Raw genomic sequence first — 11390 nt, 5'->3', positions numbered from 1 at the left:
ACGGCGGTGCACAGGTCTCTCCGGTGCGCGTTCCGCCGGTGTACGGGTCCCTCCCGTGCGCGCCCCGGCGGTGCAGGAGTCTCGCCCGATCGCGTCCTGACGGTGTACGGGGAGTTCGGTGTCCACGGCGAAGGCCCGCGGCGCGCCGATGACCCTGGCGCACCGCGGACCTTCGTCCCCCTCTCGGCCCCTCCCCGGCCGCCGCCCCTCAGCGAGTGCCGACCGCCGCCCGTACGGCCCGGCGGGCCATCTGGCAGTCGTCGTGCAGCCGTCGCAGCAGCAGCCGTTGTTCCTCGCCGGACGGCACGGTGCCCGGGTGGGCCGGTCCCGGTGTCGCCGGGGCCGCGTCGTGCATCGAGCGCTGCACCGCTGTCTCGTAGGTACGGATCTCACGGGTCAGTACGAGCATCAGGTTCACCAGGAAGGCGTCACGTGCCGCCGGTCCCGCGGACTGCGCGAGCTGACTGATCTGACGGCGCGCCACGGGAGCGTCACCGAGGACCGCCCACAGGGTCGCCAGGTCGTAGCCCGGCAGGTACCAGCCCGCGTGCTCCCAGTCCACCAGCACTGGACCGGCCGGTGAGAGCAGGATGTTCGACAGCAGCGCGTCCCCGTGACAGAACTGGCCCATGCCCTGACGGCCGGACGAGTGGGCGATGCCGTGCAGCAGCTTCTGCAGATCGCCCATGTCCCGGTCCGTGAGCAGACCCAGCTCATGGAAGCGGGAGATCCGCTCCGCGTAGTCCAGCGGGGCGTCGAACGTCCCCGCCGGGGGCCGCCACGCGTTCAGCCGGCAGACCGCGCCGAGCGCCGCGCGGATGTCGGCGCGGGGCGGAGCCTCGGCCGGGTGCCGCTGGAGCGCGGCCACCCTGCCCGGCATCCGCTCGATCACCAGAGTGCAGTTGTCCGGGTCTGCCGCGATCAGCCGGGGCACCCGGACCGGAGGCCGGTGCCGCACGAACGACCGGTATGCCGCTATTTCGTGCCTGACCCGCTCGGCCCAGATGGGGGAGTGGTCCAGTAAGCACTTGGCGACGGCCGTACTGCGCCCGGTCGTACCGACCAGGAGCACGGAGCGCCCGCTGCGGCGCAGGACCTGGACCGGGGCGAACTCGGGACAGATCCGGTGCACCGACGCGATCGCCGTGCGCAGCTGCGCGCCCTGAGGGCCGGACAAGTCGATTCTCCCGCTGAGCGGTTGGGTGCCGATCCCCGGAACGCGCCGTGTCCTGGCGGCTCCGAGCACGGGGGCCGCCGGTCGCGCGGGGTCGAGGTAGGGGCCGCTGCCCGCCGGACGGGGATGCAGCGGCCGGGGCGGGGCGGACACGGAGGACGATGCTGTGTACATGGGCGAAACAGATCCCTTCGTGTGCCTGCAAGTTGCCGCGCCGCCCGTCCCGGCCGCCCGGGAACACCCTGGGGGAATGTCCCTGGCAACCGGGTCGGGGTGGCGCATTCCTACCTGACACCGGGTGCCCAGTGGCACACCATCTGGCGCACCCTGGCGAACCCTGGCGAATAGTCGCTCAGCAACTGACAGAGGGTTACTGTCAACTCAGCCGAGAACCTGGGGGCTTGATGTGAACGGACAACCCAACGCTCGTCTGTCGGACCTGTTCGGCCTGGCCGGCTGGTCCAAGGGCGAACTCGCGAGGCTGGTCAACAGGCAGGCGGCGGCCATGGGCCACCCCCAGCTGGCGACCGACACCTCTCGGGTGCGGCGCTGGATCGACGTGGGAGAGATTCCGCGCGATCCGGTTCCCCGAGTGCTGGCGGCTCTGTTCACCGAGCGTCTCGGCCGTGTCGTGACCATCGAGGACCTCGGTCTGGTCCGGCACGGGCGTGTGGGGAAACGGCCGGGCGGCGGGAATGTGGAACATCCCGACGGAGTGCCGTGGGCGCCCGAGCGGACTGCTGCGGTCCTCACCGAATTCACGGGAATGGACCTCATGCTCAACCGACGCGGCTTGGTGGGCGCGGGTGCCGCGCTCGCCGCGGGATCCGCACTCAGCAGTGCCATGCACGAGTGGCTGCACACCGATCCGGCCCTGGTGGCCGACGCACCTGACCACGACAATCCCCTGCACGCCGACCCCGCCGGGTTCGACCGCTACGAGGCCGCCCCCATCGGGTCGCAGGAGATCGAGGAACTGGAGCGCTCGGTCGAGGTGTTCCGGGCCTGGGACGCGGCCCGCGGCGGCGGGCTGCAACGCAAGGCCGTGGTGGGCCAGCTCAACGAGGTGGGAGGCATCCTCTCCTACCGGCATCCCGACCATCTGCAGCGGCGCCTGTGGGGCGTCGCCGCCAATCTCGCCGTCCTCGCGGGCTGGATGTCGCACGACGTCGGCCTGGAGCCCACGGCTCAGAAGTACTTCATCATCGCCGCCCACGCGGCCAGGGAAGGCGGTGACCGGCCCCGTGCCGGGGAGGCGCTCTCCCGCGCCGCGCGCCAGATGGTGCACCTGGGCCGGCCGGACGACGCCCTGGACCTGATGAAGCTCGCCAAGTCGGGCTCGGGTTCGCAGATGCTGCCGCGCACCCGGGCCATGCTCTACACCATCGAGGCCTGGGCACAGGCGTCGATGGGCAAGGGGCAGGCCATGCGGCGCACCCTGGGCGAGGCGGAGGACCTCTTCGTCTCCGACCGGGGTGACGTACCGCCGCCGAGCTGGATGCAGATGTTCGACGAGGCGGACATGCACGGCATGCAGGCCCTGGCCTACCGGACGCTCGCGGAGCACGACGCGGCCGCGGCGGCCACGGCGCAGCGCCACGCCAAGGAGGCACTGCATCTGCGGGAGAACGGACGGCAGCGGTCGCAGATCTTCGACTGGCTGTCACTGGCCTCGGCGTGCTTCATCGCCGACGATCCCGAACAGGCGGACCGCTATGCCCGGCTGGCGCTGGTGTCGATGGGGGCGAACTCCTCCCACCGCACCTGGGACCGGCTGCGCGAGATGTACCGGCTCACCGGCCAGTACTCCGGCTACCCGAAGATCCACGAACTGCGTGAGGAGATCCAACTCGCCCTTCCCAAGCCGGTCCTGAAGCCGAGGCGCGGGGGAGACGCACAGGTCTGAAGCCACCTGTGCGAGGAGACCCGGTGGGACGCCCCCGTGGGCCGAGCCCGGTGTTCGGCGTGGCCGACCGACCGCCAAGCCGACTGTCCAGCCGACCGCTCAGCCGCCGACCCTGGCGACGAGCACGCAGGCGTCGTCCTCGCGTCGGGTCTCGCCGAACTCCTCGACAACCATCCGTACGCAGTCCTGGGCCGTGCGGGCTCCGTCGAAGCGCGGGGCCAGGTCGAGCAGCCTCTGGACGGCCGCCGCTCCGTGACACCGAGGGACCAGTCCGTCGGTGTGCAGGAGCAGCAGGTCGCCGTCCTCCAGGGTCTCTTCGGCCTGCCCGTAGGCGGCACCCGAGGTCGCGCCCAGCAGCACGCCGTGCGGTGGCGTGAGGATGCGCCCTGTCCCGTTGCGGAACAGCAGGGGGGCGGGGTGTCCCGCCTGCGCCCAGGTGAGGGTGCGGGTCCCGGGCCGGTAGCGGCAGCAGACGGCGCTGCCGAGAACCGGCTGCACCGAGGCGTCCACCAATCGGTTCAGCCAGGAGAGGAGTTGACCCGGCTGGGTGCCCGCCATGGCCATGCCGCGCAGGGCGCCCAGCAGCATCGCCATGCCGGAGGCGACGGTGACGCCATGTCCGGTCAGGTCTCCGACGCTCAACAGGGTCTCGCCGTCCGGCAGTTCCAGGGCGTCGTACCAGTCGCCGCCCATGAGGGCGGTGGCCGAAGAGGGGAGATAGTGGGCGGCCAGGTCCAGTGCCTCCCGGCCCCGCCGGGTGGACCGCAGGCTGCCGTGCCAAGGCGGCAGGACGGCCTCCTGCAGCTCGACCGCGAGCCGGTGCTCGTTCTGTGCGAAGTTTCGGTCGTGCCGCAGCGAGTCGCGTGTCTCGCTCACCGTCCGCTGGCTGCGCCGCAGTTCGCTGACATCGCGCAGCACCGCCCACATCGCGGCGGTACTGCCGTCGGTGTCGAGCACGGGCTCACCCATGATGTGCACGGTCCGCACTCCGCCGTCCGGGCGCACGACGCGGAACTCTCCGTCGATCGGCTTCGCGTCGATGAGGCAGTCGGTGACCATCGCCGTCAGCATCGGCCGGTCCTCGTCGAGCACCAGCGACGGCAGCTCGTCGAGGGTGAGCGGGGGTGCGCCGGGGTCGCGGCCCAGGATCTGGTAGAGCTCCCCGGACCAACTGGCCTCGTCCGTCAGCAGGTTCCACTCGGCGCTGCCGACCCGGCTGAGCAGGGACCCCTCGCCGGGTGCGGCGGGCGCGGGGCTGGTTCCACGGGGGTACGGCGGGGGCCCGTCCCGCAGTTGCGCCAGGTGCTGGTCCAGGTCGTTGAGCTGGTGCATCGCGAGATCGCACAGTGCGCGCTGCCAGCGTCCCTGGGCGTCCGCGCCGTCGACGGGTGCGTCACGTCGTACGGCGTCCATCTCGCCGCGCAGTTGCCGCGTCTGCGAGATCAGCGCATCGACCGCGCCGCGCCGGGGCGGCTGCGCGGCGGGGCGGTCCGCGGAGAGGTGGGGCGGCATGACGCACTCCGATGAGGGGACGGTACGACCAGAGCTGGACGGAAGGACCGTTACGACTGTGGCACAGCCCGCGACGCCCTGTAAGGGATTTGGCAACACACGATCCGGTGGTGCTTCTGACATATGCCGCAGTCCATTCGGAGGGGTCGACCGGGACCGATGAGGTACGCCCGTCGCCTGTCCAAGTCGTAGTCGGAGTACGTGACTTGATGGTTCGGTGGGCTGGCTGGGGCTGTTCCTCAGTCGTGTGTTCGAGGGTCACCTGTGCGGGTCATGTCCAGGGCATGTTCGGATTCAGGGGCCGTGGGTGAACTCTCCTGCCTCCGCTTCGTAGAAGGGGTCCGGATCGATGCCCATGGAGGCGAAGTTGTCCTCGATCTCCAGGCTCACCAGACCGTGCAGATGGGCCCAGAGCCTCATGGTCCGTGAGGCGACCGCCGGCGGGACGTCGTCGACTCCGCGGCGCTCCATCCACTCCTGGACCTGGTTCCGCGCATTCTCCGGAACGGCCACGCCCGGCGCCGCCAGCGCGTTCGCCACGTTCAGTACGACGTTCATCGCCCGCTGGGCCGCCTCGACCAGGCGGGCGGAGTGGGCGTCGTAGCCCTTGAAGGGGGCCCGGAACAGTAGCCGGTAGCGGTGCGGTTCCGTCCGCGCCCAGTCGCGGTAGGCCCGCACGACCGCGGCCAGACGTTCGGCCCCGTCCCGCGCGGGGGCGCCGGCGGCGCGGGCGAGGGCGGACGCCAGTGCCTCGTAGGCGTCGACGACCAGCTCGGTGAGCAGGCTGTCCCGGTTGGCGAAGTAGCGGTAGAGCGCCGGTCCCGTCATGCCCAGCTGTTTGGCGACGGCGTTGAGCGACAGTGCCTCCGGGCCGCCCTCGGCCAGCTGGCGCAGTGCCGCCGCCTTCACCTCCTCCCGGACCTGTGCGCGGAACCGATCGCGCGGGCCCGGTCCCGTCCGGCTCTCCGTGGTCACGTCATCGCCTCTTCTGTCGCTCGTCGGAATGGGACTTGACGTACCCAGTGTAGAGGGGCAAGCTTTCGTTAGAACCTATAACGCATGCGTGACTCTCTAACGAAAATTTCCACCGAGCAGAGGAGCCGACCGTCATGGACACCCACACCACCGCGAACCTGGTGACCGAAGTCGTCCTCCCGGGTGTCGTGGAGCCCGCCGGACTGCAGATCCGGACGCGCCCCGCGCCCGAGCCGGCGGCCGGCGAGGTCCTCCTCGCGCTGGAGGCCTCCGGGGTCTCCTTCGCCGAGCAGCAGATGCGCCGTGGCAAGTACTACGACCAGCCTCCCTTCCCCTTCGTGCCCGGCTACGACCTCGTCGGCGTCGTGCTCCGGGTCGGCCCGGGGGTCGACGCGTCCTTGGCCGGCCGCCGCTTCGCGGCGCTGACCAAGGTGGGCGGCTGGGCCAGCCTGGTCGTGCTGCCCGTCACCGACCTGGTCGAGGTGCCCGGCGGGCTCGACCCCGCCGGCGCCGAGACGGTCGTCGTCAACGGCATCACCGCCTGGCAGATCCTGCACCGCGTCGCCGGCGTCCGGGCCGGCGGAACCGTGCTCGTGCACGGGGCGAACGGCGGAGTGGGCTCGACCCTCGTCCAGCTCGCCGCCCACGCCGGAATCCGCGTCATCGGCACCGCCTCGCCCCGCCACCACGACGCGGTCCGCGCGCTCGGCGCCACGCCGCTCGACTACCGTTCCGCCGATCTGTCCGCCCAGGTACGGGAGTTGGCGCCCGGTGGTGTCGACGCGGTCTTCGACCACGTCGGCGGTGACGGCATCGTCGACTCCTTCCGTCTGCTGGCCCGCGGCGGCATGCTCGTGTCGTACGGCACCGCGTCGACGCGGGACGTCGCAGGATCCTCCAAACTGCCGGTGCTCAAGCTCGTCGGCCGGCTCCTCCTCTGGAAGGCGCTGCCCAACGGCCGGCGCACGCACTTCTACAACATCTGGGCGGGCAAGCGCCGCGCCGCGGCCTTCCAGGACCGGCTGCGCACCGACCTCGGGCAGGTGTTCGCGCTGCTCGCCGACGGCGCCATCACCGCGCAGGTCGCGGCCCGCGTCCCGCTCGGCCGGGCCGCGGAGGCCGTCCGCCTGGCGGAATCCGGCACCGTCACCGGCAAGGTCGTCCTCGTCCCGGACCCCCGGACCCGCCCGGAGGCGTGAGGCGACCACGGCCCGTCGTCCGTCCGGGCACTCGCCGTCCGTGAACAGCCCACCGGAGACCGGCCCCGACCGTCACGGTTCGGCCGCTGTTCACCCGCAACTCACCACGCGGGTATGGATCTCGGCGATCTCCGCGTGCACGCTGGCGCGCGGTGTGCCGCAGGGGCACGCCAGTGACGAGGGCGGGCGAATGACACCGATCAGCCGAAGAGGTTTCGTGGGGCTCGGGGCATCCGTGGCGGCCGGCACCGCGCTGGGCCTCGGCTCACGTCCGGCGGCGGCCGCCGGCACGGCGAGCGGCACGATCACGGACGTACGGCACGTCGTCATCCTCATGCAGGAGAACCGCAGTTTCGACCACTACTTCGGCCGCCTCAAGGGCGTCCGCGGATTCGGCGACCGCAGCGGCATCACGCTGTCCGGCGGGTATCCCGTCTTCAACCAGCCGGGCGGCGGCGGCCGGCAGTACCCGTGGAAACTGAGCTCCACACCCGCCGCGGGCGGCAAGGACGGTGAGACCCTCGCGCAGTGCAACGGCGACCTCCCGCACTCCTGGTCCTCGCAGCACTCCGCCTGGAACAAGGGGCGCCTCGACAACTGGGTCTCGGGCGTCGGCAACATCCGTTCGCTCGGCTACCTGGACCGCTCCGACATCCCGTTCCACTACGCGCTCGCCGACGCCTACACGATCTGTGACGCCTACTTCTGCTCCACGCTCAGCGCCACCGGGCCCAACCGCACCTACCTCTGGTCCGGCAAGGTCGACGGATCCAGCTACGACGGCGGTGACGAGTCGGGCCTGACCTGGCAGAACTACGCGGAGGCGCTCCAGACGGCCGGAGTGACCTGGAAGGTCTACCAGAACGCGCAGGACAACTACGGCGACAACGCCTGCGCCTACTTCAAGAAGTTCGCCGCGGCCAAGGCCGGCGACCCGCTGTACGACCGGGGCATGGCCTCCGTGCCGAAGGCCACCGGCTCCACCCCCGACGACATCGCCGCCGCCATCAGGGCGGACGTCGTCGCGGGCACCCTGCCCCAGGTGTCCTGGGTGGTCGCCAACCAGGCCTTCTCCGAGCACCCGTACGCCCCGCCCGGGGACGGCGCCCACTTCGTCGACCTGGTGTACAAGGCCCTCGCGGCCGACCCCGACGTCTTCGACTCCACCGTCCTGTTCCTCAACTACGACGAGAACGACGGCTTCTTCGACCACGTGCCGCCGCCGGTCCCGCCCGCGAACACGGCGGGGGAGTTCCTCGGGGGCACTCCGTACGGTCTCGGATTCCGCGTCCCGATGGTGGTCGTCTCGCCCTGGACGCGCGGCGGATGGGTGTCGTCGGAGGTCTTCGACCACACGTCCGTGCTGCGCTTCCTGGAGACCTGGACGACCTCGCTGGGCAGACCCGCCGCCTGCCCGAACATCAGCGCCTGGCGCCGCAAGGTCACCGGCGACCTGACCGGCGTCTTCGACTTCGCCCACCCGGTGTACGGCGCCGTCGCGCTGCCCGCCACGAGCGTCATCGGCATCGCCACCTGCGGTCCCCTGCCCAACCCGGTCCCCACCACCAACGCCCTGCCCTACCAGCCGAACGGCTACCTGGACCACCTGGAGTTCGGTTCGAGCGGCAAGATCCTGGCCTGGTTCACCATGGCCAACCAGGGCACCCCGGCCAGGAGCGCCGCGCACTTCTCGATCCACCCGAACGCCTACCGCGACACCACGCCCTGGCAGTACACGGTCGACGCGGGCGGCACCGCCTCCGACTACTTCAACATCGGTTCGGGGTACGGCGACGGGAAGTACGACCTCACCATGACCGGGCCCAACCGCTTCCTGCGCCGGTTCAGGGGTGACGCGACGCAGGCGGGCAAGTCGGCCGAGGTGAGCACCCGTTACGCCACCGAGCCCGGGACCGGGAAGACGGCCGTCTACTTCAGGATGGCCAACTCCTCCGCCTCGGCGGTGCGGTTCACCATCACCGCGAACCAGTACCGCGGCGACGGGCCGTGGACGTACACCGTCGCCGCGGGCGGCTGGGCCGAGGACTACTTCAACGCCGTCGCGTACCAGGACGGCTGGTACGACTTCACGGTCGCCGTCGACTCGGACGCGAGCTGGTCACGCCGGTTCACCGGGCACATCGAGACGGGCGCCGCGAGCGTCAGCGGCTGATCACGCGTAGAGGTCCGGGCGCGCGGCGAGTTCCACGGCCACCCGGCCGCCGCTCTCCAGCGCCCGGACACCCGCCTCGGCCACCGCGGACGCGGCGTACCCGTCCCAGACGCTGGGCCCGGTGACCCGGCCCTCACGGGTGGCGTCCACCCAGGCCTGCACCTCGCGGTCGTAGGCGTCGGCGAAGCGTACGAGGTAGTCCTGCGCCACCTCCTGACGGGCGCCGTCCGCCGTCGTCACCCGCATCGCGTTCTCGTCCCCGATCCGCGCGCTCCCGGACTCGCAGACCGCCTCGCAGCGCACCTGGTAGCCGAAGCCGGTGTTGACGAAGACCTCCACGTCGACGAGGGCGCCCTCCGCGGTCTCGAACAGCACGAGCTGGGGGTCGAGGAGGTCCGCGGGCGCGTGCGACGACGGTCGCGGACGCAGCACCGTCACGGCCGTGAGCTCCTGGCCCAGCAGCCAGCGCGCCGCGTCGATCTCGTGCGAGACGGAGCTGTTCACCAGCATCGCCGAGGTGAAGCCGGCCGGCGAGGAGACATTGCGGTGCGTGCAGTGGAGCATCAGCGGACGGCCCAGCCGCCCACTGTCCAGCAGGGACTTCAGGCGCACGTACTCGGCGTCGTACCGGCGCATGAAGCCGACCTGCGCCAGCCGCCGCCCGAGCCGTGCCTCGGCCTCCACCACCCGCAGCGCCCCGGCCGACTCCGGCACCATCGGCTTCTCGCACAGGACCGGCAGCCCGCGTTCGAAGGCCGCCAGCAGCGCTTCCTCGTGCGCGGGGCCGGGGGAGGCGATCAGCACGGCCCGCACGCCGGGCGCGTCCAGGGCGGCCGACACCTCGGTGTGCACCGAGACGCCGTCGATCCCGGCGACGGCGTCCTTGGCCCGTCCGGTGTCGGGATCGGCCACCGCCGCGACCCGAGCACCGTTCACCACTCGGTCGATCCGTCGTATGTGGTCGGCTCCCATGTGGCCCGCCCCAAGGACCGCCACACCCAACAACTCGCTCACGTGTTCACCTCTCGGACCGACAGTTCTCCAGGAGATTGTCGGCCGGAAAGATCAGTAACGCAGCACCCCGGCGATGCCTTTCGCGTCACCCAGACTGCCGTCGGGGACGAAACGGACCTCGGCGCCGGTCTCCAGACACTGTTCGACGATCTCGTCGACGATGTCCTCGCGGGCGTCCAGATCACCGCTGTCGGCCGGTACGAGGTGTTCGCCGCCGTCGCGGACCGTCTCGCGGTAGTTCTCCTCCACGGCGAGCAGCCGGACCCGGCCCTGCGACGCGTTCTGCCACAGCTCGTCGACCCCGGCGGCGAACTCCTTGCGGCCGCGGGCCGATTCGAGCTCGCGGGTCACCACGTCGGCGTTCCTCCGCTCCTCCGCGCCGACCAGCGGGCGGACCGCCTGCCAGACGGCCTCGGGCGTGCCGTGCGCGAGGCCGCCGTGCTGGAGGTGCCACGCGTCCTTCGTGACCGTGCCGACCTCGTCCAGGAGGGAGAGCGCGGCGGTGTCACCGGTGACGTACAACGGCCGGCTCTGCTCACGGAGCACGGCGCTCATCGCGGTGTCGGCCTCACGCAGGAAGTTCCGGGTCCGCTCGGCGCGGAAGGTGCTGGCCAGGTCACCGACGCGCTCCTGGCGCTCGGCGTCCGGGTCCTCCAGGCTGCGGGCCAGCGGGAAGCTGTCGGTGCGCTCCTCGGTGACCCGGTCGCCGCCGCCGTTCCACAGCGTCACCCGGTCGGCCGAGACCGAGAGCACCCAGAACGGCCGCTCGGAGGACTGGGCGGCGACCAGGTTGCGGGTCAGGAAGGTGTCCGAGAGCACGACGCGCTCGGGGACCCGCCGGGCCAGCGACCACACCTGGTGCTCGCCGGGCGCCGCGAAGATCGCCAGACCGTCCTCGGCGTGGGCCAGGTCGACCTCGGCCAGGGCCAGGTCGAGCTGCTGGACCAGTTCGGCGCGCCGCTGACGGGTGACCGCCGGATCGGACTCGATCTGCTTCTTGGCCTCGGCCACGACATTGCGCAGCCGGACCGGATCCTGGGCGTTGTCCGGTTCGCGCCGGTGCGTCGGCGTCAGCACGGACACCGCGGGATAGGGCCGCGGCCGACGCAGTTCGGAGAGGGTTGCGGGACTCAGCGCATGCTCCATATGAGCACCATAGGACTGATTCACCTCTCGGGCATTTGGGGTAATCGATCGCCGGTGGCGACCGGGTCGTCCGGCCTGATCCCGGCACGGTCGCAGGACCCCCATGACGTTGTCGCGGACGCCCGGGAACACGGGCGGCACTGACACCCGGGCGCCCGGCGCCGCCGGACCGACACCGCTGATTCCCACCACCAGGGCCGCCGGCTTCGCCGGCGTCGGCCTGACCGGCTCCGTGCCGGGCGCCCACCTCGCCCGGACCCTGGTCCGCGGGACCCGGTGGAGTTCCGATGT

General features: G+C 71.5%; 8 protein-coding genes. 3 read left to right on the top strand and 5 right to left on the bottom strand.

Features of this window, described 5'->3' with window-relative positions; genetic code table 11:
* Positions 1-208 precede the first annotated feature (208 nt).
* Positions 209-1348, bottom strand: coding sequence for an aminoglycoside phosphotransferase family protein (locus HEP85_RS04210; RefSeq protein WP_168526306.1), 1140 nt, complete (start codon positions 1346-1348; stop codon positions 209-211).
* Between the two features lie 232 nt (positions 1349-1580).
* On the opposite strand from HEP85_RS04210, the gene HEP85_RS04205 reads away from it, so the two are divergent.
* Positions 1581-3080: a hypothetical protein gene (locus HEP85_RS04205; protein ID WP_168526304.1), complete on the top strand. Its 1500-nt coding sequence runs from the start codon at positions 1581-1583 to the stop codon at positions 3078-3080.
* Between the two features lie 99 nt (positions 3081-3179).
* Here HEP85_RS04205 and HEP85_RS04200 read toward each other — a convergent pair whose 3' ends face one another.
* Positions 3180-4592 carry a PP2C family protein-serine/threonine phosphatase gene (locus HEP85_RS04200; RefSeq protein WP_369657585.1) on the bottom strand — a complete coding sequence of 471 codons (1413 nt, stop codon included), beginning with the start codon at positions 4590-4592 and terminating at the stop codon, positions 3180-3182.
* A gap of 294 nt (positions 4593-4886) precedes the next feature.
* The gene (locus HEP85_RS04195) at positions 4887-5567 is read right to left on the bottom strand and encodes a TetR/AcrR family transcriptional regulator (RefSeq protein WP_168526300.1); all 681 of its coding nucleotides are present in this window, start codon (positions 5565-5567) and stop codon (positions 4887-4889) included.
* 134 nt (positions 5568-5701) lie between these two features.
* Here HEP85_RS04195 and HEP85_RS04190 point away from each other — a divergent pair, with 134 nt between their 5' ends.
* Both HEP85_RS04190 and HEP85_RS04185 read left to right on the top strand, forming a co-directional pair.
* Positions 5702-6766, top strand: a complete 1065-nt coding sequence (locus HEP85_RS04190; RefSeq protein ID WP_369657584.1) for a medium chain dehydrogenase/reductase family protein — start codon at positions 5702-5704, stop codon at positions 6764-6766.
* A gap of 190 nt (positions 6767-6956) precedes the next feature.
* Positions 6957-8939, top strand: coding sequence for a phosphocholine-specific phospholipase C (locus HEP85_RS04185; RefSeq protein WP_369657583.1), 1983 nt, complete (start codon positions 6957-6959; stop codon positions 8937-8939).
* Here the strand turns inward: HEP85_RS04185 and HEP85_RS04180 are convergent, their stop codons facing one another.
* On the bottom strand, positions 8940-9953 hold the full coding sequence (locus tag HEP85_RS04180; RefSeq protein WP_329285210.1) for a Gfo/Idh/MocA family oxidoreductase: 1014 nt from the start codon (positions 9951-9953) through the stop codon (positions 8940-8942).
* Between the two features lie 51 nt (positions 9954-10004).
* Positions 10005-11099: a chemotaxis protein gene (locus tag HEP85_RS04175; RefSeq protein WP_168526296.1), complete on the bottom strand. Its 1095-nt coding sequence runs from the start codon at positions 11097-11099 to the stop codon at positions 10005-10007.
* Positions 11100-11390 lie beyond the last annotated feature (291 nt).

This window comes from Streptomyces sp. RPA4-2 (assembly GCF_012273515.2).
Classification (GTDB): Bacteria; Actinomycetota; Actinomycetes; order Streptomycetales; family Streptomycetaceae; genus Streptomyces; species Streptomyces kaempferi.
This window is presented reverse-complemented; position numbering and strand designations above follow the sequence as displayed.

What these genes read in the sequence shown, in the direction of transcription:
- HEP85_RS04210 (WP_168526306.1), bottom strand. Translation starts at nt 1,348, where the DNA reads ATGTACACAGCATCGTCCTCCGTGTCCGCCCCGCCCCGGCCGCTGCAT.
- HEP85_RS04200 (WP_369657585.1), bottom strand. Translation starts at nt 4,592, where the DNA reads ATGCCGCCCCACCTCTCCGCGGACCGCCCCGCCGCGCAGCCGCCCCGG.
- HEP85_RS04190 (WP_369657584.1), top strand. Translation starts at nt 5,702, where the DNA reads ATGGACACCCACACCACCGCGAACCTGGTGACCGAAGTCGTCCTCCCG.
- HEP85_RS04185 (WP_369657583.1), top strand. Translation starts at nt 6,957, where the DNA reads ATGACACCGATCAGCCGAAGAGGTTTCGTGGGGCTCGGGGCATCCGTG.
- HEP85_RS04175 (WP_168526296.1), bottom strand. Translation starts at nt 11,099, where the DNA reads ATGGAGCATGCGCTGAGTCCCGCAACCCTCTCCGAACTGCGTCGGCCG.